The sequence below is a fragment of the Tropicimonas isoalkanivorans genome (assembly GCF_900112335.1).
Taxonomy (GTDB): Bacteria; Pseudomonadota; Alphaproteobacteria; order Rhodobacterales; family Rhodobacteraceae; genus Tropicimonas; species Tropicimonas isoalkanivorans.
In genome coordinates, this window is sequence record NZ_FOLG01000012.1 from 58,044 (window position 1) to 82,776 (window position 24,733).

Here is a 24,733-nt window from a genome sequence, read left to right on the forward strand (position 1 = left end):
CCGCTACTGCCAGAGTGAGGAGATTCACCCCCGTGGGAAACGCCCGCAATATCGCTTTCTGGGTTGTGCTGTTTTTGCTGATCCTGGCGCTTTTCAACCTCTTCAGTGGCGGCCAGAGCACGATGGCCACCCGCAACCTGAGCTATTCGGAGTTCATCCAGCAGGTCGATGACGGCACGGTATCCTCCGTCACCATCGATGGCGAGCGGGTTCGGGTGCGCGGGACGGATGGAAATATCTACTCCACCGTGATTCCGGAAGGCACCGACATCGCTGACCGCCTGGTCGGGGAAGGCATCGAGGTTACGGCCGAGCCGCAGCAGCAAAACGGGCTGCTCGCCTATATCGGCACGCTCCTGCCCTTCATCATCCTGATCGGCATCTGGATCTTCCTCATGAACCGGATGCAGGGCGGCGGGCGCGGCGGAGCGATGGGCTTCGGCAAGTCCAAGGCGAAGCTGCTGACCGAAAAGCAGGGTCGTGTGACCTTCGACGACGTGGCCGGCATCGATGAGGCCAAGGAAGAGCTCGAGGAAATCGTCGAATTCCTCCGCAATCCGCAGAAATTCTCCCGCCTCGGGGGCAAGATCCCGAAGGGCGCGCTGCTTGTCGGCCCTCCGGGCACCGGTAAGACGCTGCTCGCGCGCGCCATCGCGGGCGAGGCCGGCGTGCCGTTCTTCACGATCTCCGGCTCCGACTTCGTGGAAATGTTCGTGGGCGTCGGCGCCAGCCGCGTGCGCGACATGTTCGAGCAGGCCAAGAAGAACGCGCCCTGCATCGTTTTCATCGACGAGATCGACGCCGTGGGCCGGTCCCGTGGCGTGGGCTACGGCGGGGGCAACGACGAGCGCGAACAGACGCTGAACCAGCTTCTGGTGGAGATGGACGGCTTCGAGGCCAACGAAGGCATCATTATCGTCGCGGCGACCAACCGCCCCGACGTGCTAGACCCGGCGTTGCTGCGGCCCGGCCGTTTCGACCGTCAGGTGCAGGTGCCGAACCCCGACATCAAGGGCCGCGAGAAAATCCTCGGCGTCCATGCCCGCAAGGTGCCGCTTGGCCCGGATGTGGACCTGCGCATCATCGCCCGCGGCACGCCCGGTTTCTCCGGCGCCGACCTCGCCAACCTGGTGAACGAGGCGGCCTTGATGGCGGCCCGCGTCGGCCGGCGATTCGTGACGATGGAGGATTTCGAGAACGCCAAGGACAAGGTCATGATGGGCGCCGAACGCCGCTCCATGGTCATGACCGAGGACGAGAAGAAGCTGACCGCCTATCACGAGGCCGGCCACGCCATCGTTGGCCTGAACGTTCCCCAGCACGACCCGATCCACAAGGCGACGATCATCCCCCGTGGCCGGGCGCTCGGCCTTGTGCTGTCGCTCCCCGAACGCGACCAGCTTTCGGTGACCTACACCAAGTACAAGTCCAAGATCGCCATGGCGATGGGCGGCAAGGTGGCGGAGGAGTTGATCTTCGGCAAGGAGAACGTCACCTCGGGCGCGGCGTCGGACATCCAGCAGGTGACCAAGATCGCGCGCGCCATGGTGACGCAGTTCGGCATGTCGGATGAGCTCGGCAACATCGACTACGCCAACGAGCAGCAGTCCTACCTCGGCAACTACCAGGCCGCGGCCAATGCCTCCCCCGATACGCAGGAGCGGATCGACGAGGAAGTGCGCCGGCTGGTGGACGAGGGCTATGAGACGGCCAAGCGCATCCTAATCGAACGGGCGCAGGATCTGGAAAACCTCGCGCAGGGCTTGCTGGAGTACGAGACGCTCACCGGGCCTGAGATCCAGAAAGTGATCGACGGCGAGCCCTTGAACCGTGGGGATGACGACGACACGCCCGCCGATCACGGCAGCACCCCGTCGGTCACGGCGATCCCGAAGACCAACAAGCCGAAATCGACGAAGACCGATCCCGGGTTGGAGCCGGACCCGACGGCATGACGGACCTGGCCGGCAAGGATTGGGACCCCGGGATCTATCAACGGTTCCGGGGTTTGCGTATGCGCCCGGCTCTCGACCTGCTCAACGCGGTGCCCGAGTTGCCGGACGGTCCGATCGTGGATCTCGGCTGCGGCACTGGCCCGATGGGTGCGGTGCTTTCGGCCCGATTCCCCGGACGCAGTCTCATTGGGGTTGATACGTCTTCCAACATGCTGGCGGAGGCACGGGCGACCGACAGCTACGACGACCTGATTGAAGCCGACATCGAAACCTGGGCGGCGGATGCTCCCCCGGCGCTCATTTTCGCAAACGCCTCCCTGCAGTGGCTTCCGGAACACGCGGTCCTCCTGCCGCGTTTGGCAACGATGCTGGTCCCCGGCGGAACGCTGGCCGTCCAGATGCCGCGGCAGCAGAAGGAACCGTCCCACGCCCTGCTGCGCCGGTTCTCGGCAGAAATGTTCCCTGATCGGTTCGACTGGCAGGACTACCGCCCGCCGGTCGCCACACCCGAAAGCTACGTGGATATGCTGGAGCCGCTTGGACAGGTGACCGCGTGGGAGACCATTTATCATCAACGCCTTGGCCCATCGGCGGACGGCCACCCGGTGCGCGCGTTCACCCAGTCGACCGCCGCGCGGCCCATTCTGGATAGGCTGTCCGAGACGGAGGCAGCGGATTTTCTGGCCGCCTATGACAGCGCGCTCACCTGGGCTTACCCGGCAAAAGCGAACGGCGAGGTTCCGTTCCCCTTCCGCCGTTTTTTCCTGACACTGACTGTCCCAACCTGAAAAGCTGTGCGTAGGCCGTGCGATTGCCTCGGCCAGCACGGCGAGGAGCACCCGACATGCCCGCACTGAAACCCACCGGCCGTGCCGGCACCATCGTCTGGCTCGGTCACGTGCCGAACCGCGCGTCGGCGCTTCGTTCGATTGCGCTCGAAACGGCGGAACTGACCTTCTCCGGGCTGGCTGGAGAGGATCACGGCGGTCTCACCCGGCCCTCCTGTTCCCGGGTCGTCGCGCAGTACCCGCGAGGGACGGAGATCCGCAACACGCGGCAGATCACCCTCGTGTCCGAGGAAGATCTCGCCGCCATCGCATCCGGCATCGGGGTGAGAACCTTCGACCCCGCCTGGCTCGGAGCCAACGTCGTCGTGTCGGGCCTCCCAGACTTCAGTCACATCCCCCCGTCTTCCCGTCTGCAGGCCCCCTCCGGGGCGACGGTGACGGTGGACATGCAGAACCGCCCCTGCAGCCTCCCGGTCGAGGAGATCGAAGCCGACGCTCCGGGCCACGGCGCGGCCTTTCGGGCCGCGGCAAAGGGGCGGCGCGGCGTGACCGCGTGGGTGGAGCGGGAGGGCAGGTTTCGCATTGGCGACAGCCTGAGCCTCCACATTCCGGACCAGCGCCCCTGGAGCCCGCTCCCGGACGTGCGCGCCGGCTGACGTTTCGTTCCCGCGCCGGGCCTTTCCGATCTGACGCGCCGGACGGCAGAAGGCCACATCGCGGGGGCGGAAAAGTCCGTTTGCCCGGGAGTTGGGCCTTTTTCTCCGCAGCGGCGCTGTCTATTGCTGCCCTGATATTGGCATCTAGGCCCGGAGCGGACGTTCGGCATGTGGAGCGCCAGGCAAGGAGGCGAGCAATGACGGCACAGATCATCGACGGGAAGGCCTTTGCCGCCCGGGTTCGAGGGAAGGTGGCGGCGCATGTGGCGCGCCTTGTCGCGGATCACGGGCTGACGCCGGGGCTGGCGGTTGTTCTGGTCGGCGAGGACCCGGCGAGCCAGGTCTACGTACGCAACAAGGGCAAGCAGACGAGGGAGGTTGGCATGCTCTCCGTGGAGCACCGCCTGCCAGAGGATGCCTCCGAGGCCGACCTTTTGGCGCTCGTCGAAGAGCTCAACGCCGATCCGAAGATCCACGGCATCCTCGTGCAGCTCCCGCTGCCGGACCACATGAACGCCGATCTTGTGATCAACGCCATCGACCCGGCGAAGGACGTCGATGGGTTCCACATTTCGAACGTCGGCCTGCTCGCCACCGGACAGAAGGCGATGGTGCCATGTACTCCGCTGGGCTGCCTGATGATGCTGCGGGAGCAGCACGGATCGCTCTCCGGCATGGAGGCTGTTGTGGTCGGCCGGTCAAACATCGTGGGCAAGCCGATGGCGCAACTGCTGCTGGGCGAAAACTGCACCGTCACGGTTGCCCACAGCCGTACGCGGGATTTGCCGGAAGTGGTGCGGCGGGCGGACATTGTGGTCGCGGCGGTCGGCCGGCCCCAAATGGTCCCTGGCGACTGGATCAAGCCCGGCGCGACGGTCATTGACGTGGGCATCAACCGCATTCCGCGCGAGGACGGCAAGTCCCGCCTGGTGGGCGATGTGGAGTTTTCCTCCGCCGTCGAGGTGGCGGGCGCGATCACGCCGGTGCCGGGCGGCGTCGGGCCGATGACCATCGCGTGCCTTCTGGCAAACACCGTGACGGCGGCATGCCGGGCGAACGGGTTGCCGGAGCCTGAGGGGCTGACCGTCTGAGGGCCCAATTTTGCAGGGATCGTGACCGAGGTCAGGGTCCCGTCACGCTCAGCCCGCCACTGCCGGGAACACGACCGGCGTCGGTCCGGTCAGGATCGCCCGCGCGCCGGGCCCCATGAGGGCGCGCAACTCGGGGGCCGTGATGTCGAGGCCGCCCGTGAAGGTGCCGAAGGCTGGCAGGATCAGCCGCTCCCCGTCTGTCAGGAAACATGGCCGCCGCACGCGCCGGCCGCCGCCGCCGAGACACGCTTTGGGATGATAATGGCCGGAGACTTCGCCCGGCTGCGCGCCCTGCGCAGCGACGTGGCGGAAGCACAGGCCGCCGATCCGCAGTTCCGCCCGATGGCTGCCGTCTAGGGCAAGCGGGCCGGGATCGTGGTTGCCCTCGATCCAAACCCAGGCGCGCCCGGCAATCAGCCGGGTCAGCCACGCCCGCGCCTCCTGCTCCAGTGCCTCGGCGGCCGCGAGATCGTCGAAGCTGTCACCGAGGCAGACCACAGTGGCCGGGTCCAGCCGCGCGATCTCGGCGTCGAGGCGCGAGAGCGTGTCGCGACTGTCATAGGGCGGCAGCAGCCCGCCGCCGCGCCGCGCGATCCGCTCCGATTTCCCCAGATGCAGGTCGGAGACGCAGAGCAGCCGCCATTCCGGCCACCAGAGAGCGCCGGACGGCATCGCGCAGAGCATCGCGCCCGTCAGGGAAAAACTGAGCGTGTTCATGCTGTGTTCCTGCCGCGCCGCGCCGCAGTTTGCAAGCCCGATCCGCGCCCCGTGCGGCCCCGAAGGCTTTTCGCTCAGAGAAAGATCTCGCGCTGGTCGATCAGGAGGACGCCACCGAACTCGGCCGACAGCATCACCGCCAACGGTCCCGACGGGGGGCCGGACAGCGGTTTCAACGTGCCCGGCTCGGCGATGTCCACGGACTTCAGCGTCGCGCGCGGCTCGGCGCGGATCATCTCGACGACGGCGTCTCGCATGGCCTCGACGGTTGTGCCCGCAGCCGCCATCTCCTCCGCCCGATCAAGCGCCCGGTTCAGGACGAGGGCGGCGGTGCGGTCCTCCGGCGACAGACGCACATTGCGGGAACTGAGCGCCAGCCCGTCGGGCTCCCGTACCGTCGGACAGCCGACGATGCGCACTGGAAAGTGGAGGTCGCGGACCATCGTCCGGACCACCTGAAGCTGTTGATAGTCCTTCTCTCCGAAGCAGGCGACGTCCGGCGTGACCAGGTTGAAGAGCTTCGCCACCACGGTCGTGACGCCCCGAAAATGGCCCGCGCGCAGTTCTCCGTGCAGGGCCTCGGCCAGCCGCGTCGTCTCCACGATGGTCTCGTGGCCGTCGGGATACATCGTCTTCGCTGTCGGCAGGAACACGGCCTCCACATCCGCTTCCCGCAGAATCGCCAGGTCGCGTTTCGTGTCGCGGGGGTAGGCCTCCAGATCGGCCGGGTCGCCGAATTGGGTCGGGTTGACGAAGATCGAAACGATGACTCGTTTGGCCTCTCGCGACGCGCGCTCCACAAGCGACATGTGGCCGGCATGGAGATATCCCATGGTCGGCACCAGGGCGATGCTAAGGCCCTGTTTCCGCAGCCAACGGACATAGGCTCGAAGTTCGTTCGGGGTGGTGCAGACTTCCATAAATGGAATGCGTAGCAACTCGGCAATGGGAGCGCAAACGCGTCATTGGCCGAAGCAGAAAAAAATGTGGATCGTCTCCTACCGTCACGCGCACGGGGCGGAGGCACAGGCCGGACGAGGTCGCTTTCCGCCACCCAAGGGTCGGCGGGGTATTGAGCGAATTGGTCGGGCTGCGGTTTACTTCGGTCATGTCTTCGCAGCAGGGATGCCGGCCCATGAAAACTCATGTGAAAGCCCTCGTCGTCGGCGGCGGCGCCGTTGGAACCGCAATCGCCTATCACCTTGGGAAGGCCGGCTGGGACACGATGCTGCTGGAGCGCGACGAGCTGACCTGCGGCTCCACATGGCACGCAGCGGGGCTGTTGCCGCTTTTCAACATGTCCTTCGCGACGTCGCATATCCACGACTACTCGGTGAAATTCTACAAGACGCTGGAGGCGGAGACCGGCCTCAACCCCGGCTTCTCGGTGGTGGGCAACCTGCGGATGGCGCAGAGCCAGGCGCGCATGGACGAGTACATGCTCTACGCCACCACGGCGGAAACCGTCGGCATCCCCTACGAGTGGCTCAGCCCGGCACAGATCAAGGAGCGCTGGCCGCTGGTCCGGACGGAGGACCTGATCGGCGCGCTGTTCCACCCGACCGACGGCTACATCAACCCTGCCGACGTGACGATGGCGATGGCCAAGGGCGCGCGCCAGTTCGGGGTGGCGATCGAACGTAAGTGGCAGGTGGACGCCTACGATTGGACCGGCTCGGAATGGCGCATGACCTGCACAAAGATGGCGGAGAAGGGCGGTAACCTCGTGGCGACCGACGAGCAGACCGTGATCACCGCCGAGCATGTGGTGACGGCCACCGGCAACCATGCACAGCGCACGGCGCGCCTGCTCGGGCTGAAGATCCCGGCGATTCCGGTGGAGCACCAGTTCATCGTGACCGAGCCCGACCCGGAACTGCTGGCCTATCGGAAGGCGGGCGGGGCGGAGCATCCGGTGCTTCGTGATGCCGATGCGAAGTGGTACGTCCGCGAGGAGCGCGGCGGCTGGATCCTCGGGCCCTACGAGGAGGGCGCGCCGGCCCGGTTCAAGTATGCCGTGCCGGAGAGCTTCCGCGCCGATCTGTTCCAACTCGATCTTGAGCGGATCGAGGAGGAATACATGTCCATGATCCACCGGATTCCCTCGTCGGAAACGGTGGGTCTGAAGGACGATTTCAACGGCCCGATCTGCTACACGCCCGATGGCAACCCGCTGCTGGGTCCCGCGCCGGGGCTGCGCAACATGTGGCTGGCAGAAGGGTTCTCCTTCGGCATCACGGCAGCAGGGGGCACGGGGCATTACCTCGCGCAGATGATGGTGGAGGGCGAGGCCGAGATCGACATGGCCGCGCTCGACCCAAAGCGCTACGGCCCCTGGATGACCACGGAATATGCGGTGCAGAAGAACGAGGAATGCTATTCCCACGTCTACGTCCTGCACCACCCCGACGAGGAGCGGGAAGCCGCGCGGCCGCTGCGAACGTCACCGGCCTATGACCGCCAAAAGGCGAAAGGCGCGCAGTTCGGGCAGGTGAACGGCTGGGAGCGGCCGAACTACTACGGGCCGGTGGATGCGCCAGACGGGTTCGACCGCGAGGCGCGCAGTTTTCGCCGCGGCGGCTGGTGGCCTTATGCGGTGGAGGAAGCCAAGGCGATCCGGGAGGGCGTCGGGCTGATCGACGCTACGGCGTTTGCCAAGCATGCGGTGACCGGCCCCGGTGCGACGGCCTTTCTGGACTGGTTCACCTGCAACCGGCTGCCGAAGGTGGGCCGGATCAACCTGACCTATGCGCTGACCACGGCAGGGACGGTCCGGAGCGAGTACACGATCGTGCGGCGCGGGTCGGACTCCTATTACCTCGTCTCCGCCGGAGCCTGGGCGGCCTATGACGCCGATTTCCTGCGCAAGACGGCGGAGGATTTCATGGCGGGTGGCGGTGAGTATGTCGCCATACAGGATGTGACAACTCAGTGGGGCGTCTTCGCCATTGCCGGGCCGAAATCGCGCGACGTCTTGAACAACCTGGTCCGCGATGCCGTGCCGGAGACCGTGCTGTCCAACAAGCGGTTCCCATGGCTTTCGGTGCGGGACATCGAACTCGGCATGGTGCCGACGATGGCCCTGCGCGTCGCCTACACCGGGGAACTGGGGTGGGAGTTGCACCACCCCATCGAAATGCAAACCCACCTCTGGGACCGGCTGATGGACGCGGGTGAGGCGCACGGGCTGAAGCTCGTCGGTGCACGGGCGCAGAACTGGTTGCGACAGGAAAAGAGCTATCGCGCATTCGGCACCGAACTGGGCAGGGATGCAACGCCGCTGGAAGCGGGGCTCGACCGGTTCGTGGATCTCTCGAAGGACTTCCACGGCAAGGCGGCAATGGAGGCGACGGGCATCCGCAGCAGTTGCGTGACTGTTCTGGTCGACGGTCCGGAAGATGCCGACCCCTGGGGGCGTGAGGCGCTGTATTCGGGCGGTCAGCTCGTTGGGCGCCTGACCTCGGGCGGCTATTCCGCGGCGTTCGACCGGTCGATCGGGATGGGCTACGTTCGGCCCAACCTTGCGCAACCGGGGCAACGGCTGGAGGTGAAGATGTTTGACCGGCTGTGGCCGGCGGAGATCACCGAAGAGAGCCCGTACGACCCGTCGAACGAGACGATCCGCAAGGACGGCTGAGGCGCCCCTATCTGCGGTGCGCAGCCCCCGCCGATCTGGCAGGGGCATCGGGTGTAGACTGTGAGTGCTGGTGCCGCCTCAGGCCGTCTCACCGACGAGCTGATCCCAGGCGGCCAGCGTCTTGGACGCGTACATCAGGGCCGGGCCGCCGCCCATCTGGACCGCAACGCCAAGGATGTCGGCCAACTCCTCGCGGGTGCCGCCAGCCTTGGCGAGTGCCTTCACGTGGAAGCCGATGCACGGCTCGCAGCGCAACCCGATGGCGATGCCGAGCGCCACCAGTTCCTTTGTTTTGTGGTCCGTGGCGGACCCGGAGGTGACGCCCTGCTCCAGCGCGCCGAAGCCCTTCATCGTCTCGGGCGCGGACCGGCGCAGCTCCTTCAGGTTGCCCTTCATGTCGTCGAGATAGTCGTTCCAATCCATTGCCAGTCACTTTCCTGTCGAGGCCGGCGGGGCGTGCCGATCACGTCCGTCCGGGGCGGCTCCGGCGTGCCCACGCGGGTGGAGGACCCCGCGTTGGGCACAGGAGCAGTCGGACCCCGTTTGCGTCAGACATGCAGTGATCGCAATATGATCGACGGTCGCAGGGCCTGCGACGCGCCATCCGCGCCTTGCTACATCGGCGAGCGCACGCGGGGCAGTAAACGCGATTCGACTTTCGGCGGAGTCTTGCAAACGCAAGGATCGCAAACTTCCTGACAGGGTGAGATTCTGTTACGTTATTGCCAATCTGCGGGCGGACGTTTCCAAGGAAAGACCGGCTCATGATTATCAGAACGATCTCAGATGTGGTGCACGGGCGTCCCTTCGTGTCCGTCGGTCCGTGGGAGACGGTACGAACCGCCTGCGACCGCCTGAACGCGGCCGATGTCGGCGCGGTGTGCGTCTTGGATGGGGACCGGCTGGTGGGGATTCTCTCGGAAAACGACGTGATCCGCCGGGCGATCGCGCAGGGCCGACCGACGTCGGAAACCGCGGTGGATCAGATCATGACCCCTGACCCGGTGACGGTCGACCAGTCCGTCAGCCTGTCGGACGCGATGCAGATCATGCTCAGGGGCGCATTCCGGCACTTGCCTGTGATGGCGGCCGGCCGGCCGGTCAATATGCTCTCGATGCGGGATATTCCCACGGAGTACCGGCTGATGGTGGAATGCTATCAATCCTACGTCGTCGAAACGCCGCGGGTGACTCAGCCCCTGACAATCTGACCGGCCGATAAGAAAATGGCCCGCGCGTGCGGGCCATCTCCGTGTTTCTTCAGGCCGGAATGGCTTTACTGCGGGATTTCGCCCGACAGGCCCTCGACGTAGAAGTTCATGCCGGCCAGGGTGCCGTCGTCGGCCACTTCGCCTTCGGCGAGCCACGCCGACCCGTCCTGCTTGTTCAGCGGACCGGTGAAGGGGTGGTAGTCGCCCGACGCGATGGAATCGCGGATTTCCTCGGCCTTCGCCTTCACGTCCTCCGGCACGGCATCCGTGATGTCACCGATCTTCACCATGCCTTCTCCGATACCGGCCCAGGTGTCCTTGCTCTCCCAGGTCCCGTCCATCACGGCTTGCACGCGCTCGATGTAGTAGGGGCCCCAGTTGTCGATGATCGAGGAAACCCGAGGCTTCGGCGCGTACTCGGCCATGTCGGAGGCCTGCCCGAAGGTGATGACGTCGCCGGCTTCCTGCGCGGCCGCCTGTGGGGCGGTGGAGTCCGTGTGCTGCAGGATCACGTCCGCACCCTGTTCGATCAGCGCCTTGGCGGCATCGGCTTCCTTGGCCGGGTCGAACCAGGTGTAAGCCCAGATCACCGAGAACTCGACGTCTGGGTTGACCTTCTTGGCGTGGATGTAGGCAGAGTTGATGCCGCGGATTACTTCCGGGATGGGGTAGGAGCCGATGTAGCCGATCTTGTTGGTCTTGGTCATCATCCCGGCGATCGTGCCCTGCACCGCGCGGCCCTCGTAGAAGCGGGCCGAGTAGGTGGAGACGTTGTCCGCGCGCTTGAAGCCGGTGGCGTGCTCGAACTTCACGTCCGGGAACTTGGCGGCGACGTTGATCGTCGGGTCCATGTAGCCGAAGGACGTGGTGAAGATGATGTCCGCCCCGCCGAGCGCCATCTGGGTCATCGCCCGCTCGGCATCGGCGCCCTCGGGTACGCTCTCCTGATAGACGGTTTCGACCTTGTCGCCGAAGTGCTCTTCGAGGGCCAGCCGGCCCTGGTTGTGCTCGTAGGTCCAGCCGCCGTCACCGATCGGACCGACGAAGATGAACCCCGCCTTCACTGAATCCTGCTGTGCCGTGGCCGCTGTGGCCAGCCCGAGGGCAAGCGCGGTTCCCGCGAGCAATCGTTTCAAGTTCATCCTTACTGTCTCCTTGTTGGTTTTCGCTTGAGTGGTGCGAGGTCCTTGCGAACCTCGCGTTCTATTTCTTCAAGTCCCTCGCCAAGCTCCTCCTCGACCTCGCGCTCGATCTTCTCCGAGATCTCGGTATTGAGCAGCGCGGTCGTGATGATCGCGGTTGGGACGGCGATCACGCCAAGCCCGATGAAGAGGATTCCGGAGGTGAAGAGTCTCCCCTGCGGGGTGATCGGATACATGTCCCCGTAGCCCACGGTCGTGAAGCTGACAACGGCCCACCAAAGGCTCCGGGGGATGGAGGTGAACACCTCCGGCTGGGCGTCGTGCTCGAAGATGAAGATGCCGACACCGGCAATGTAGAGCACGATCAACGCCAGGAACGCGAACACAAGCAGTTCGCCCCGGCTTTTCGCCAAGGCGGTCTCCAGCCGGTGCAGTGCCCTGTTGGCGTGGAGCAGCTTGAGCAGCCGAATGAGGCGCAGAAGGCGAAACGAACGCAGCGCGGCCCATTGCGACTGAACGATCAGCAGCGCGGGCAGGCAGGAGAGGAAGTCGATGATGCCCCAGAAGCTGAAGATGTAGCGGAGCGGTTTGCGGGCGCAGACGATCCGGGCGACGTATTCGACCACGAAGACGGCGATCACGAGCGCCTCGAAGCCGATCAGCACTTTGTGGGCCCAGACCGGCAGACCCTCCACCGTTTCCAGCGAGATGGCGAGACCTGAGGCGACGATGAGCCCCTGGTGGGCATAGGCCCATCCGCGTCCGTGGTCCGGGTGCGTCCCGTCCAGGATCTGGATGTATTCCTCGCGGCGCATCGGTCGGGCTGATCACGTCAGGCGGAAGCGTGAAAGGACCGGCCGAGCGCCGCGGGCGCGTCGAGCGCGGCGCGGCCACGGCCGGAGGACATGATGACCAGCACGATGATCGTGATGAGGTAGGGCGACATGGCGAGGTACTCCACCGGGATCTTCATGCCCGCGGCCTGGAGGTTGAGTTGAAGCACCGTCAGCCCGCCGAAGAGGTACGCCCCGATCAGCACCCGCCACGGCCTCCACGAGGCGAAGACGACGAGGGCGAGCGCGATCCAGCCGGCACCGGCGGTCATGCCTTCGGTCCATTGCGGCACCCGGACGAGGCTCAGGTAGGCCCCGCCGAGCCCCGCACAGGCACCGCCGAAGGCGATGGCCATGAGGCGGATGCGGATGACCTTGTATCCGAGGGCGTGGGCGGCATCGTGGTTCTCGCCGACCGCGCGCAGGATCAGACCGGCGCGGGTGTACTTCAGCATCGCCCAGACGCCGGCGACGATGAGGATGGAGATGTAGACCATCGCGTCGTGACGGAACAGGATCGGGCCGAGAATGGGAATGTCGGAGATCAACGGAATGTGGATGTCCGGCACGCTGAGCCCCTTGATGCCGACATAGCCCTGGCCGAGCAGCGCCGAGAGCCCGAGGCCGAAGAGCGTGAGCGCAAGGCCCGTGGCGACCTGGTTGGACAGCAGAAACTGCGTCAGTACCCCGAAGAGCATTGAGAGCGCCGCACCCGCGACGGCGGCGGCAATGAACCCGAGCGTGACGCTGCCGGTGCCGGTAGCGACGGCGAAACCGCTGATCGCCCCGGTGATCATCATCCCCTCGACGCCGAGGTTCAGGACGCCGGAGCGCTCCACCACAAGTTCGCCGATCCCGGCCAGCAGGATCGGCGTGGCGGCCACCATGAGCGACGCCAGCAGCAACACCCAGTTGATCGACGACATATCCATCAGGCCACCCCCTCCCGTTTCGTCAGCCGAATGCGGTAGTTCGCGAAGACGTCGAGCCCGAGCAGGAAGAAAAGCAGCATCCCCTGGAACGCCTGGATCGCGGCGGCGGGGATCTGAAGCGTGGCCTGCGCGGCCTCCCCGCCGATGTAGGTCAGCGCCATGAGCAGCCCGGCGAGCAGGATGCCGATGGGGTGCAGGCGGCCGAGGAAGGCCACGATGATTGCGGTGAACCCGTAGCCGGAGTTGAAGTCGATGGAGATCTGACCGGCCGGCCCCGCGACCTCGAAAAGCCCCGCCATGCCCGCAAGCGCGCCCGAAAGGCCCATGCAAAAGACGACCAGTGCTGTCGGGTTGACCCCGCCGAACCGCGCCGCGCGCGGGCTTTGCCCGGCCAGCCGGATGTGGAACCCGGTCAGGTGCCGCGAGAGCAGGATGTAGGCGAAGATCACCGCCACGAGGGCCGCGACCACACCCCAATGCGCGCCTGTGCCCGGGATGAGCTCCAGGTTGGCGGCGGACGGGTACTGTTGGAGGTTGCGGGAGCCGGGGAAGCCGGACGCCTCCGGATTACGCAGCGGCCCGAGCGCCATCGCCGCCAGCAGTTGCTCGGCCACGTAGACCAGAAGCAGCGAGACGAGAATTTCGTTGGTGTTGAACCGCACCTTCAGGATTGCCGGGATCATGGCCCAAACCAGCCCGCCCGCCGCCCCGGCAATCACCATCAACGGAAAGATCAGCCAGCTTTCCGTCGGATAGAACGCAAGCCCCACCGCCGCACCGCAGATGGCACCCATGATGTATTGGCCCTCGGCGCCGATGTTCCAGATGCCCGCCCTGAACCCCATGGCGAGGCCGACAGCGATCAGGATGAGCGGCCCGGCCTTCACCAGCAGTTGCCCACGATAGTAGAAGGCAAATTCGCCGAGAATGGGGTCGTAAAAGATCGTCTTGATCGCCAGGAACGGGTTCTTGCCCAGCAAGGCGAACATCAGTCCCCCGGCGATCATCGTCAGCAGCACTGCCAGAACGGGCGTTGCCCATGTCCAGAAGGTCGAGGGCGTGGGGCGTTTTTCCAGCGCGATCACGGGCGGTGCTCCACGTAGGTCTTCTTGATGTACTGGGCTTCGTCGGTGTGGGCCACGTCCATGTCGTGCGCGCCGCCCAGCATCAGGCCGATCTGCTCCATGCTCAGCCCCTTCGCCGGGCGCGGGGCAGAGAGGTGGCCAGCGTTCAGGGCGGCGAAGCGGTCGGAGACCTCAAGCAATTCGTCGAGGTCCTGACTGATGACGATCACCGCCGCCCCTTGCGCGGCAAGATCCAGGATCGCCTGTCGGATCGCGGCCGCCGCCGCCGCGTCCACGCCCCAGGTGGGTTGGTTGACGACGAGCACATCGGGACGTTGCAGGATCTCCCGGCCGATCACGAATTTCTGCAGGTTGCCGCCTGAAAGCGCCCGGGCCGCGACGCCGGGGCCGGGGGTGCGCACGTCGAAGGACTGGATGATCGTTTCGGCAAACCCGCGCGCCTTGCCCCAAAAGACGAAGCCCTGCCGGGTGAGGTCCTGCCGCTGCCATCCCGAGAGCACGGCGTTCTCGGTCAGGCTCATGTCCGGCGCGGCGGCGTGGCCCAGCCGTTCCTCCGGCGCCGCCAGCAGGCCAAGCGTGCGGCGGGCGTTGGGGCCGAGGTGGCCGACGGGCTTGCCGCGCAGGCGCACCGTTTCGCTGGCCCCCACCGTCTCGCCCGAAAGCGCGCTCAGAAGTTCGTCCTGCCCGTTGCCGGCGACGCCGCCGATGCCCAGAACCTCGCCCGACCGAACCTCGAAGCCGATGTTCTGAAGCCGGGTGCCGAAGGTCGCCACGTGCTCGCTGGTCAGCCCCGCCACCTGCAGCACCACCTCGCCGGTGGAGGCCGGCGGCCGGTCCGGCCGATGCAGCGCCTGACCCACCATCAGTTCCGCCAATTCGGCGGCCGAGCGCTCTCTGGGGTCGCAGGCACCCACCACCTTTCCGCGCCGCAGGATCGTCGCCCCGTCGCAGAGCGCCCGGATCTCCTCCAGTTTGTGGGAAATGTAGAGGATTGAGGTCCCCTCCGCCTTCAGCTTGTTGAGCGTGGCAAAGAGGATCTCCACCTCCTGCGGGGTGAGCACGGAGGTCGGCTCGTCCATGATGAGCAGCTTCGGGTCTTGCAGCAGGCAGCGGACGATCTCCACCCGCTGGCGTTCACCGGCCGACAGATCCCCGACCAGCCGGCGGGGGTCCAGCGGGAGGCCGTAAGCGTGGCTCACTTCCCGGATCTCGCGCGACAGCTCGCGCATCGGCGGCGGATTTTCCATGCCGAGCCCGACGTTCTCCGCCACCGTCAGCGCTTCGAACAGGGAAAAGTGCTGGAACACCATCGCCACGCCAGCGGCGCGGGCAGCGCGGGGTTCGGGCGGAGCGAACGCCTCCCCGTGCAGGCGCATGTGGCCGCTGTCGGGTTTCACCAGCCCGTAGATCATCTTGACCAGGGTCGACTTGCCGGCGCCGTTCTCGCCCAGCAGCGCGTGAATTTCCCCCGGCGCGATGGAAAACGACACGTCATCGTTGGCGACGACACCGGGATAGGCCTTGGTCAGCCCCTGAACAGTGAGAAGATCGGTCACGCGGGGCGGTCCATGGCTGTTTCGGAGGCGGTGCTTGCGGATTGGAGTAGCAGGGCGATTGTTCCAATCGCAATGGCTTGCGGGTGTTTTCCCAAGCGGGCATCCCCGATCGGGCAGACGATGCGTGAGATTTCGGCATCGCGATGACCGAGCTGGCGGAGCCGCGACTGGAAACGCCGCCATTTCGTGGCAGACCCGATCACCCCGGCAGAGGCGAAGCCGCGGTCGAGCACGGCATGGCAGAGCGCCAGGTCCAGAGCGTGGGAATAGGTGAGGATCAGGTGATGGGCATCCGCCGGGGCGTGGGCAACCGCGCGCGCGGGATCGGTGGCGACCATCAGGGACGCGCCGTCCGGCGGCACGTCCGGAAAGCGGTCCGCGTGGGTGTCCACCCAGGTCAGGTGCCAGTCCGGCAGCGGAGCAACGATTCCCGCGATGGCCCGACCCACGTGGCCCGCGCCGTAGAGCCAGAGGGCGTGGCGGGGCGTGGTCATGGGCTCTGCCAACCAGCCGTCGTAGAGGCCGGGCGACGGCGGAGCGGAGCCGTTGCGAATGTCCCTCAGGAACTGCCGCAGGCGGATCGAGGCGGCGGCCGGCGCGTCTCCGACCGGCCGGATGACCCATCCATGCCGCGCCGCCTGGATCACGCGGTCCAACGCGGGGGCATCCCAGACTTCCGTCGCGAGCGTCACCGCGCCGCCGCAACACTGCCCGAGCGCCGGGCCGAGCGCGTGGCGAACAAGCTGCCCGCCGCCGCTGGCCAAAGCGGCGCGCGCGGCCCGGGTCGCCTCCAATTCGAGCGCGCCGCCGCCGATGGTGCCGGATTGCCCGGACCGCCAGATCAGCATCGACGCGCCCGCCTCGCGCGGGGTGGAGCCCTTGACCTCCGCCACCACGACGCGGGCGACCCGCCCATGTGCAGAAATGGCCTGTCGAAGGTCGTGGGCGTCGAAGCTCATCCGCACACCCTCTCGACGGCGGCCAGGATGCGTTCCGGCGTGGCGGGGGCGTCGAGCGACGGGTAACCCGGCCCGCAGGCCGCCACGGCGTCCGACAGGGCGAGGAAGGCGGAGATGCCCAGCATGAAGGGCGGCTCGCCCACCGCCTTGGAGCGATAGATGGTCTCCGACGGGTTCGGCGCGTCCCAAAGGTCGACGTTGAAGATGTCCGGCCGGTCGGAGCAGGCCGGGATCTTGTAGGTGGAGGGCGCGTGGGTCATTAGCCGCCCCTTGTCGTTCCAGACCAATTCTTCCGTCGTGAGCCACCCCGCGCCCTGTACGTAGCCGCCTTCGATCTGGCCAATGTCTAGCGCGGGGTTCAGCGAGGCGCCTGCGTCATGCAGGATGTCTGTCCGCAGGATGCGGTTCTCGCCCGTCAGGGTGTCGATCACCACCTCCGTCACCGCCGCGCCATAGGCGAAATAGAAGAACGGCCGCCCGCGCCCCTTGATCCGGTCCCAGGAGATGTCCGGCGTCTTGTAGTAGCCGGTGGCGCTGAGGCTGATCCGGGCGATGTAGGCTTGGGTGACGACCTCCTCGAACGTCAGTCGCTCGCCGCCAACCGTGACCATGCCGTCCGCGAAAACGATCTTGTCCGGCGTGGTCTGAGAGCGTTCGGCAAGAAACGTCGCCAATCTGTCGCGAATCTCGTCGCAGGCGGCCTTGACCGCCATGCCGTTCAGGTCCGAGCCGGAGGAGGCTGCGGTGGCGGAGGTATTTGGCACCTTGCCGGTGTCCGTCGCGGTGATCTTGACCCGGCTCACGTCCACCCCGAACCGGTCCGCGGCCACTTGAGCGACCTTCTGGAACAGGCCCTGTCCCATCTCGGTGCCGCCGTGGTTCAGGTGGATCGACCCGTCCGTGTAGACATGGACGAGGGCGCCGGCCTGGTTCAGGTGGGTGAGCGTGAAGGAGATGCCGAACTTCACCGGCGTCAGCGCGATGCCCTTCTTCAGAATCGCATTGGCCGCGTTCCAGTCCCGGATGGCGGTGCGGCGGGCGTCGTAGCCGGATGTCTCCGCAAGCCGGTCGGTCATCGCGTTCAGGATGAAATCCTCGACCGGCATGTGATACGGCGTCGTCTGCACATCCGGGGAGGACGGCGTGGGCGTGGCGACGCCCTCGATGGCCTCGACCGCGCCGCGGGAATTGGGGTCCTCGTCCGCTGCGGTGTGGACTCGTTCCTGCACCGTGTTCTGGGGGGATGCGTGTACCGGGTCGCCGCGCGTTTCGGCATAGTAGTTCGCCCGCCGCACTTCCAATGGGTCCAGCCCAAGGGTGTGGGCGATGTGGTCCATCACCCGTTCGATGCCCAGCACCCCTTGCGGGCCCCCAAAGCCGCGAAAGGCGGTGGCCGACTGGGTGTTGGTCCTGAGGCGATGCGAGGTGATCCGCACGTCCGGCAGGTGATAGGCATTGTCGGCGTGCAGCATCGCCCGGTCGGCCACGGGCAGGGAGAGATCGAGCGCCCAGCCACAGCGGCAGAATTGCTCGAAGGCGATCCCTTGTATGTGCCCCTCGGCATCCACGCCGGCACGGTAGTCGATGCGGAAATCGTGCCGCTTCCCGGTGATGACCATGTCGTCGTCGCGGTCATAGCGCATCTTGCATGGTTGTCCGGCCGCCCGCGCAGCCACGGCGCAGGCCACGGCCAGCGCGTTGCCCTGGCTCTCCTTGCCGCCGAAGGCGCCTCCCATGCGGCGCACTTCCACCCGCACGCCATGCATCGGCACGCCCAGAGCCTCCGCCACCTTGTGCTGGATCTCCGTGGGGTGCTGGGAGGAGCATTGGACGACCATGTCCCCGCCCTCCTGCGGCAAGGCAAGGGCGGCCTGTCCTTCGAGATAAAAGTGCTCCTGCCCGCCGATCTCGATAGAGCCCTCGATTGCGCGGTCCGCTTCGGCAATCGCCGCCTCGGGGTCTCCGCGCTCGTAGATCCTCGGGCCCTCCTCGAAACGCCAGTCGGCAGCGAGGGCTTCGTCGATTGTCAGGATCGGCGTGCGTTCTTCGTATGTGACCCGCCCAAGGCGGGCGGCTTTGCGGGCAGCGAGGTGGCTTGTTGCGACGACGAGGAACAGCGGCTGGCCGAGGTACTGGATGTCGCCGGTCGACAGCATCTCCTCGTGGAAGGCAGGGGCAGGGGAGACGTCATTCTCCGCCGGGAGATCCTCGGCGGTGAGTACTGCCACGACACCTGGCGCGCCGGCGACGGCGGCGAGATCCATCGACGCGATCCGGCCAGCGGCGATCGTGGACAGGCCGAACGCCAGGTGCAGGCAGCCGCGCGGTGTCGGGATGTCGTCCAGGTAGCGGGCCTCTCCGGTCACATGCAGGCGGGCCGCGTCGTGGGGCAGCGGGCGGGTGACGCTCATGGCCGCACCTCCAGCACGTTGGTTGCCGTTCCGGCCGTGTCGGCAAAGCACCGGCGCAGCATGTTCTCGGCCGCGCGAAGCCGGTAGCCGGCGGAGGCGCGCATGTCGGAGATCGGCGCAAAATCCTCCGCGAAGGCGGGCAGCGCGGCGGTGACGGTTTCCTCGGTCCACGGGTTGCCCGTCAGAGCGGCTTCGACGGTCCGGGCCCGTTTGGGCGTCGCGGCCATGCCGCCAAAGGCGATCCGCGCTTCGGTGACGGTTTGGCCCTCGACCCGGATGTTGAAGCAGCCGCAGACCGCAGAAATATCCTGATCGAAGCGCTTGGACAGCTTGTAGCAGCGCAGCGCATCGGGTTGCCGCGGGATGCCGATGGCCTCGACGAATTCGCCCGGTTCGCGATCCTGTTTGCCGTAGGCGAGGAAGAAATCCTCGAGCGGCAGGGTGCGGCGGGTGTCGGCCTTGCGCAGGTGCAGGGTGGCGCCGAGGGCAATCAGGGCGGGTGGGGTATCGCCAATGGGGGAGCCGTTGGCGATGTTCCCGCCGAGGGTGGCGGCGGCGCGGATCTGGACGCTGGCGAAGCGGCGGAGCAATTCGGCCAGGGCGGGATGATGCTCGGCCATCACCGGCAACAGGTCCGCCATCGTTACCATGGCGCCGATGCGGATTTCGCTATCCGTCGTCTTGATCCGCTTCAGGTCCGCGCAGCCGGCGAGGAAGGCGACTGGGGATAATTCCCGCAGGCCTTTCGTGACCCAGAGGCCGACGTCGGTGGCACCGGCCACGAGGGTGGCGTCCGGGTGTTCGGCGTACCACGCGGCAAGCTCGTCGGAAGAGCCGGGCATTGCGGCGTTGTCGGAGAGGGGAGGAGGGGGGCTGTCTGCCCCCCGCGCGCCTGCGGCACGCCCCCCCGAGGGTATTTCCGTCCACGAGAAGTCGGGGGCCTGCGCAAGCCAGTCCGGCGGGGCGGAGGCAGCTGCCGATTCTGCCGCGCGGACGATGGGGGCGTAGCCCGTGCATCGGCAGAGGTTGCCGGCAAGTTGGTCGTCGAAATCCGTCCGGCGGTTCGTGTGGGCGGTGGCGAGAGACACGACGATGCCCGGCGTGCAGAAGCCGCACTGCGAGCCATGCTGGTCGATCATCGCCTGTTGCACCGGGTGGAGTTGGCCGTCCGGGCCGGTGAGGCCTTCCACCGTGCGTACGGCTTTCCCGTGCAACTGCGGCAGGAAGAGGATGCAGGCGTTCAGGCAGCGCGGCGCGTCGCCCGGGGCCGTGACCATGACGGTGCAGGCCCCGCAGTCGCCCTCGTTGCAACCTTCCTTCGTGCCGCTCAGGCCGCGCTCCTCCCGCAGCCAGTCGAGCAGGCTGCGCGTCGGCGCGGCGTCCGCGTGAATAGTCTCTCCGTTGAGAAGAAACGAAATCTCCATGAGGTCGTCCGCCGCGTTACCCAAGCCCCACCTTGCGCGCCTTCGATGCGGCGTAGAAAGCGCGCGGCGTTGTCATTCCGCATGAGCAAAGCCAAATCCGCATCGCATTGCAAGCGGTGCGGGCGATTTGTGCCCATCCGGCTTGCATCCGCTCAAGAAATGGGCGCCAGTGCTGGCGCCTACGCCTCTCCGGGCATAGCCTCAGGAGATTTCGCCGGTCTGGCCGCGGCTTATGGGCTATCCACAGAATCCTCGCCCGGAGCCTGTTTTCATGGTTCGTTCGCCTCGGTACTCTCCGCATCATGAGCAGTTCCCCCCGATTCATTCATCTCCGCCTCCATACCGAATACTCGCTTCTCGAAGGGGCGATCCGGACCAAGAAGCTCCCCGGCCTGTGCAGGGCCATGGGGATGCCCGCGGTTGCGGTGACGGACACCAACAACATGTTTGCAGCGCTGGAATTTTCGATGACTGCGCGTGATGCGGGCATTCAGCCGATCATGGGCTGCCAGGTGGACCTGGAGTATGAGCCGGTTCTGCCGGGGCAGAAGCCGGTCGCTCCGGCGCCCGTCGTGCTGCTGGCGCAGGACGAGGCGGGGTATGGCAACCTGATGAAGCTCAACTCCTGCCTCTACCTGCGGGGGGATCATCAGCGCCCGCATGTAACGCCAGAGGAACTTGAGGCGCATGCGGAGCGACTGATCTGCCTGACCGGCGGTGCGGACGGGGCGTTGGGGCGGATGGTGCGGGCGGGCCACGAGCCGAAGGCGCGAGCGATGCTGGAACGGCTAGCGGCGGCGTATCCTCAGCGGCTCTACGTCGAGGTGCAGCGGCATCCGGGGGATGACGGGGCGCCGGAAGCGGAGCGGCTGACCGAGCGCTTCTTCGTGGAGACGGCCTATGAGATGGATCTGCCGCTGGTTGCGACCAACGACGTCTATTTCCCGAAGCCCGAATTCTACGAGGCGCACGATGCGCTCATCTGCATCGCCGAGGGCGCCTATGTCGACCAACAGCAACCGCGCCGGCGGTTGACGCCGCAGCACTACCTGAAAACGCCGGAGGAGATGGCGGCGCTGTTTGCCGACCTGCCGGAAGCGATCGAGAACACGGTGGAGATCGCGCGGCGTTGTCATGTCCACGCCGAGCGGCGCAAGCCGATCCTGCCGACCTTTGCCGAGAACGAGGTGGAGGAGCTGCGGCGGCAGGCGCACGAGGGCCTGGAGAAGCGTTTGGCGGTGATCCCCCACGCGGCGCCGGTGGAGGACTACGAGAAACGGCTGGAGTTCGAACTGGGGATCATCGAGTCGATGGGGTTCCCCGGCTATTTTCTGATCGTGTCGGATTTCATCAAGTGGGCGAAGGCGCATGACATTCCCGTCGGGCCGGGGCGGGGGTCCGGTGCGGGCTCGCTGGTGGCCTATGCGCTGACGATCACCAACCTCGATCCGCTGCGGTACTCGCTGCTGTTCGAGCGGTTCCTGAACCCGGAGCGGGTTTCGATGCCCGACTTCGACATCGACTTCTGCATGGATCGCCGGGAGGAGGTCATCCACTACGTGCAGGAGAAGTACGGCCACGAGAAGGTCGGGCAGATCATCACCTTCGGCGCGCTGCTGTCCAAGGCGGCGGTGCGGGACGTGGGCCGCGTCCTTCAGATGCCGTTCGGGCAGGTGGATCGCCTCAGCAAGATGATCCCGGTGGAGGGGGTGAAGCCGGTTTCCATCGAGAAGGCGTTGGCAACGGAGGAGCGGCTGCGGGAGGCGGCGAGGTCCGAGGAGGTGGTGGACCGGCTGCTGACCTACGGGCAGCAAGTGGAGGGCTTGCTGCGGAACGCCTCTACACACGCTGCGGGCGTGGTCATCGGTGACCGGCCGCTGGACTGGCTGGTGCCGCTTTACCAGGACCCGCGCTCGGACATGCCGGCCACCCAGTTCAACATGAAATGGGTGGAGCAGGCGGGGCTGGTGAAGTTCGACTTCCTCGGGCTCAAGACCCTCACGGTTATCCAGAACGCGCTCGACCTGCTGAAGCTGCGCGGGGTGGAGGTCGATATCGACCATATCGACCTTGAGGATGCGAAGACCTACGAACTCTATGCCGCTGCCAAGACGGTCGCGGTGTTCCAGGTAGAAAGCTCGGGCATGATGGACGCGCTTCGGCGCATGAAGCCCACCTGCATCGAGGATATCGTGGCGCTTGTGGCGCTCTACCGGCCCGGGCCGATGGAAAACATTCCCACCTATTGCGAGGTGAAGAACGGGCTGAGGGACCGGGAGTCGGTGCATCCGCTGATCGACCATATCCTGGAGGAGACGCAGGGCATCATCGTCTACCAGGAGCAGGTGATGCAGATCGCTCAGGTGATGGCGGGCTACAGCCTCGGCGGCGCGGATCTGTTGCGGCGGGCGATGGGCAAGAAGATCAAGGAGGCGATGGACGCGGAGCGGCCGAAGTTCATCAAGGGGGCTGCCGAAAACGGGGTGGACAAGAAGAAGGCGAGCGAGGTTTTCGACCTGCTGGAGAAGTTCGCCAACTACGGCTTCAACAAGTCCCACGCGGCGGCCTATGCGGTAGTGTCCTACCAGACGGCCTGGCTCAAGGCGAACCACCCGGTGGAGTTCATGGCCGGCATTATGAACTGCGATATCCACCTGACGGACAAGCTGGCCGTCTATGCCGAGGAAGTGCGGCGGGGTTTGGAGATCGAGATCGTGCCGCCCTGCATCAACCGCTCCATCGAGACGTTTTCGGTCGACGACGGCAAGATCGTCTACGCCCTGGCTGCGCTGAAGAACGTCGGGATGGAGGCCATGCACCTGATCGTCGAGGGGCGGGGGAACAAGCCTTTCGTGAACCTGTTCGATTTCGCGCGGCGGGTTGACCTGAAGCACGTGGGCAAGCGGCCGCTGGAGATGTTGGCACGGGCCGGGGCGTTCGACGTGCTGGACCGGAACCGGCGGCGCGTGCTGAACTCGCTCGATCCGCTGGTTGCCTATTCGGCGGCGATCCACGAGCAGCGGACGTCCAACCAAGTTTCGCTTTTCGGGGAGGCGGGGGAAGATCTGCCTGAGCCGAGGCTGGCCCGGGCGGATGACTGGCTTCCGGCCGAACGGCTGACGGAGGAGCATGCGGCGATCGGCTTTTACCTCTCCGGGCACCCTTTGGACGACTACATGGGGATGCTAAAACGGCGGGGCGTGAAGACGTTTCAGGAGGTTCAGGAGATCGTTAAGAACGGCCCGGCCGTGGTGAAGATGGCAGGCTCCGTGGCCGGCAAGCAGGAGCGAAAATCGGCGCGCGGTAACCGGTTCGCCTTCGTACAGATGTCGGACCCGACGGGGCTGTTCGAGATGACGGTCTTCTCCGAGACGCTGGAGAAGGCGCGCGATCACCTGGAGGCGGGTCAGAATGTGGTCGTGACGGCGGAGGCGACGTTCGAGAGCGAGCAACTGAAACTGTTGTGCAAGGGCGCGCATCCGGTGGAAGGGGAGGGCGGGCGCGGCGATGACGCCAGCGGCTTTCGCCTCTTCGTGAACGACGGCAGTGCGCTGCCAGTGCTGCAATCCATCCTCGCCCGCACTGCCGAGGCCGGTCCGGTGCGGATGAAGGGGCCGATACGGGTGACATTGCTGAACCCGGACTTGCCGGGGGAAGTGGAGATGGAAATCGGCTCCAACCTGCCAGTCAGTCCGCAGGTGCGCGGGGCACTGAAGGCGGTTCAGGGCGTGGTCGACGTGGAGGATCTGGACGCCAGGTGATCCGGCCCTGCGCCGCCCGCGCTCTATCGGCGAGGGTCTTCGGAGGACGCTGTCGGATACGGGGCGCAAATGGTCGTCGTGATGCACCTATCTGACCTAAATCAAGGTTTTACCATGCGCCGTCAGCTAACGTCCGAGCGCCAAGGAGGCCACTGAGATGTACGAAAACGTTCTTGTTCCGGTTTCCTTCGAAGCAGACCGCAACGCTCGCGAGGCGATGGATATCGCGCAAGCGCTGCGCTCCGAAGGAGGCAAGATCACCCTGCTTCATGTCATGGAGCATCTGCCCCAGTACGCGACCGAGTACCTGCCGTCGAACCATCTGGAAAAGGCACGCTCGGATATCAGCAACGGCCTTGCGACGCTCGCTGAGAATGTACCGAATGCGGAAGTCGTTGTTGTCGAGGGACACTCGGCCCGAACGATCCTGGACTATGCCGACGAAGTGGGCTGCGATTGCATCGTGATCGCCAGTCACCGGCCCGGGATGCAGGACTACTTCCTCGGCTCCACCGCCGCACGGGTGGTCCGCCACGCCAAGTGTTCGGTGCACGTGGTCCGCTGACACGTTCGAC

The 24,733-nt window shown here is 66.1% G+C and carries 19 protein-coding genes; 8 read left to right on the forward strand and 11 right to left on the reverse strand.

Translation table 11 applies throughout. The annotated features are described in order from the left end of the window. The first annotated feature begins 32 nt into the window (after positions 1-32). The 4 genes from ftsH to folD all read left to right on the forward strand — a co-directional run bounded on the left by ftsH (position 33) and on the right by folD (position 4,490). On the forward strand, positions 33-1,955 hold the full coding sequence (ftsH, locus tag BM075_RS17395; protein WP_093361974.1) for an ATP-dependent zinc metalloprotease FtsH: 1,923 nt from the start codon (positions 33-35) through the stop codon (positions 1,953-1,955). Further along, positions 1,952-2,743: a methyltransferase domain-containing protein gene (locus tag BM075_RS17400; RefSeq protein ID WP_245758893.1), complete on the forward strand. Its 792-nt coding sequence runs from the start codon at positions 1,952-1,954 to the stop codon at positions 2,741-2,743. The genes ftsH and BM075_RS17400 overlap by 4 nt, the downstream gene beginning before the upstream one ends. Positions 2,744-2,799: 56 nt before the next feature. After that, the gene (locus tag BM075_RS17405; protein ID WP_093361975.1) at positions 2,800-3,399 is read left to right on the forward strand and encodes an MOSC domain-containing protein; all 600 of its coding nucleotides are present in this window, start codon (positions 2,800-2,802) and stop codon (positions 3,397-3,399) included. Between the two features lie 197 nt (positions 3,400-3,596). Then, positions 3,597-4,490, forward strand: a complete 894-nt coding sequence (folD, locus tag BM075_RS17410) for a bifunctional methylenetetrahydrofolate dehydrogenase/methenyltetrahydrofolate cyclohydrolase FolD (protein WP_093361976.1) — start codon at positions 3,597-3,599, stop codon at positions 4,488-4,490. A 48-nt stretch (positions 4,491-4,538) separates the two neighbouring features. Here the strand turns inward: folD and pdeM are convergent, their stop codons facing one another. Both pdeM and panC read right to left on the reverse strand, forming a co-directional pair. Beyond that, positions 4,539-5,207 (reverse strand): ligase-associated DNA damage response endonuclease PdeM, encoded by a 669-nt coding sequence (pdeM, locus tag BM075_RS17415; protein ID WP_093361977.1) that lies wholly within the window; start codon positions 5,205-5,207, stop codon positions 4,539-4,541. Between the two features lie 74 nt (positions 5,208-5,281). Continuing rightward, complete coding sequence (panC, locus tag BM075_RS17420) at positions 5,282-6,127, reverse strand: pantoate--beta-alanine ligase (RefSeq protein ID WP_093361978.1); 846 nt, start codon at positions 6,125-6,127, stop codon at positions 5,282-5,284. Between the two features lie 215 nt (positions 6,128-6,342). Here panC and BM075_RS17425 point away from each other — a divergent pair, with 215 nt between their 5' ends. Next, positions 6,343-8,844, forward strand: coding sequence for a GcvT family protein (locus BM075_RS17425; protein WP_093361979.1), 2,502 nt, complete (start codon positions 6,343-6,345; stop codon positions 8,842-8,844). A gap of 78 nt (positions 8,845-8,922) precedes the next feature. On the opposite strand, the gene BM075_RS17430 is transcribed toward BM075_RS17425, so the two are convergent. Beyond that, the gene (locus tag BM075_RS17430; protein WP_093361980.1) at positions 8,923-9,267 is read right to left on the reverse strand and encodes a carboxymuconolactone decarboxylase family protein; all 345 of its coding nucleotides are present in this window, start codon (positions 9,265-9,267) and stop codon (positions 8,923-8,925) included. 341 nt (positions 9,268-9,608) lie between these two features. Here BM075_RS17430 and BM075_RS17435 point away from each other — a divergent pair, with 341 nt between their 5' ends. Beyond that, positions 9,609-10,055, forward strand: a complete 447-nt coding sequence (locus BM075_RS17435; protein ID WP_093361981.1) for a CBS domain-containing protein — start codon at positions 9,609-9,611, stop codon at positions 10,053-10,055. 65 nt (positions 10,056-10,120) lie between these two features. Here the strand turns inward: BM075_RS17435 and BM075_RS17440 are convergent, their stop codons facing one another. Genes BM075_RS17440 through xdhA form a run of 8 tightly spaced genes read right to left on the reverse strand, consistent with a single transcriptional unit; the run spans position 10,121 to position 20,397 of the window. After that, positions 10,121-11,197: a BMP family ABC transporter substrate-binding protein gene (locus tag BM075_RS17440; protein ID WP_093361982.1), complete on the reverse strand. Its 1,077-nt coding sequence runs from the start codon at positions 11,195-11,197 to the stop codon at positions 10,121-10,123. 2 nt (positions 11,198-11,199) lie between these two features. Then, positions 11,200-12,012 (reverse strand): ion transporter, encoded by an 813-nt coding sequence (locus BM075_RS17445; protein ID WP_093361983.1) that lies wholly within the window; start codon positions 12,010-12,012, stop codon positions 11,200-11,202. Between the two features lie 17 nt (positions 12,013-12,029). Continuing rightward, complete coding sequence (locus tag BM075_RS17450) at positions 12,030-12,962, reverse strand: ABC transporter permease (RefSeq protein WP_093361984.1); 933 nt, start codon at positions 12,960-12,962, stop codon at positions 12,030-12,032. Then, on the reverse strand, positions 12,962-14,047 hold the full coding sequence (locus tag BM075_RS17455; protein ID WP_093361985.1) for an ABC transporter permease: 1,086 nt from the start codon (positions 14,045-14,047) through the stop codon (positions 12,962-12,964). Before BM075_RS17455 ends, BM075_RS17450 begins: the two co-directional genes overlap by 1 nt. Then, the gene (locus BM075_RS17460) at positions 14,044-15,603 is read right to left on the reverse strand and encodes an ABC transporter ATP-binding protein (protein WP_093361986.1); all 1,560 of its coding nucleotides are present in this window, start codon (positions 15,601-15,603) and stop codon (positions 14,044-14,046) included. Before BM075_RS17460 ends, BM075_RS17455 begins: the two co-directional genes overlap by 4 nt. After that, a complete protein-coding gene (gene xdhC / locus BM075_RS17465) occupies positions 15,600-16,562 on the reverse strand; it encodes a xanthine dehydrogenase accessory protein XdhC (RefSeq protein WP_093361987.1) in 963 nt (320 codons plus the stop codon). The genes BM075_RS17460 and xdhC overlap by 4 nt, the downstream gene beginning before the upstream one ends. Continuing rightward, positions 16,559-18,973, reverse strand: coding sequence for a xanthine dehydrogenase molybdopterin binding subunit (gene xdhB, locus BM075_RS17470; protein ID WP_093361988.1), 2,415 nt, complete (start codon positions 18,971-18,973; stop codon positions 16,559-16,561). The genes xdhC and xdhB overlap by 4 nt, the downstream gene beginning before the upstream one ends. After that, the gene (xdhA, locus tag BM075_RS17475) at positions 18,970-20,397 is read right to left on the reverse strand and encodes a xanthine dehydrogenase small subunit (RefSeq protein WP_093361989.1); all 1,428 of its coding nucleotides are present in this window, start codon (positions 20,395-20,397) and stop codon (positions 18,970-18,972) included. Before xdhA ends, xdhB begins: the two co-directional genes overlap by 4 nt. 302 nt (positions 20,398-20,699) lie before the next feature. Here xdhA and dnaE point away from each other — a divergent pair, with 302 nt between their 5' ends. Together dnaE and BM075_RS17485 are read left to right on the forward strand one after the other, a co-directional pair. Beyond that, positions 20,700-24,158 (forward strand): DNA polymerase III subunit alpha, encoded by a 3,459-nt coding sequence (gene dnaE, locus BM075_RS17480; RefSeq protein ID WP_093361990.1) that lies wholly within the window; start codon positions 20,700-20,702, stop codon positions 24,156-24,158. Between the two features lie 157 nt (positions 24,159-24,315). Continuing rightward, positions 24,316-24,723, forward strand: coding sequence for a universal stress protein (locus BM075_RS17485; RefSeq protein ID WP_093361991.1), 408 nt, complete (start codon positions 24,316-24,318; stop codon positions 24,721-24,723). The last annotated feature ends 10 nt before the right edge of the window (positions 24,724-24,733 follow it).

Coding starts and splice junctions, on each gene's coding strand:
- folD (WP_093361976.1), top strand. CDS start 3,597: ATGACGGCACAGATCATCGACGGGAAGGCCTTTGCCGCCCGGGTTCGA.
- BM075_RS17485 (WP_093361991.1), top strand. CDS start 24,316: ATGTACGAAAACGTTCTTGTTCCGGTTTCCTTCGAAGCAGACCGCAAC.
- BM075_RS17425 (WP_093361979.1), top strand. CDS start 6,343: ATGAAAACTCATGTGAAAGCCCTCGTCGTCGGCGGCGGCGCCGTTGGA.
- BM075_RS17440 (WP_093361982.1), bottom strand. CDS start 11,197: ATGAACTTGAAACGATTGCTCGCGGGAACCGCGCTTGCCCTCGGGCTG.
- panC (WP_093361978.1), bottom strand. CDS start 6,127: ATGGAAGTCTGCACCACCCCGAACGAACTTCGAGCCTATGTCCGTTGG.
- BM075_RS17445 (WP_093361983.1), bottom strand. CDS start 12,012: ATGCGCCGCGAGGAATACATCCAGATCCTGGACGGGACGCACCCGGAC.
- dnaE (WP_093361990.1), top strand. CDS start 20,700: ATGAGCAGTTCCCCCCGATTCATTCATCTCCGCCTCCATACCGAATAC.
- BM075_RS17430 (WP_093361980.1), bottom strand. CDS start 9,267: ATGGATTGGAACGACTATCTCGACGACATGAAGGGCAACCTGAAGGAG.
- BM075_RS17450 (WP_093361984.1), bottom strand. CDS start 12,962: ATGGATATGTCGTCGATCAACTGGGTGTTGCTGCTGGCGTCGCTCATG.
- BM075_RS17435 (WP_093361981.1), top strand. CDS start 9,609: ATGATTATCAGAACGATCTCAGATGTGGTGCACGGGCGTCCCTTCGTG.
- BM075_RS17405 (WP_093361975.1), top strand. CDS start 2,800: ATGCCCGCACTGAAACCCACCGGCCGTGCCGGCACCATCGTCTGGCTC.
- xdhC (WP_093361987.1), bottom strand. CDS start 16,562: ATGAGCTTCGACGCCCACGACCTTCGACAGGCCATTTCTGCACATGGG.
- xdhA (WP_093361989.1), bottom strand. CDS start 20,397: ATGGAGATTTCGTTTCTTCTCAACGGAGAGACTATTCACGCGGACGCC.
- BM075_RS17400 (WP_245758893.1), top strand. CDS start 1,952: ATGACGGACCTGGCCGGCAAGGATTGGGACCCCGGGATCTATCAACGG.
- xdhB (WP_093361988.1), bottom strand. CDS start 18,973: ATGAGCGTCACCCGCCCGCTGCCCCACGACGCGGCCCGCCTGCATGTG.
- pdeM (WP_093361977.1), bottom strand. CDS start 5,207: ATGAACACGCTCAGTTTTTCCCTGACGGGCGCGATGCTCTGCGCGATG.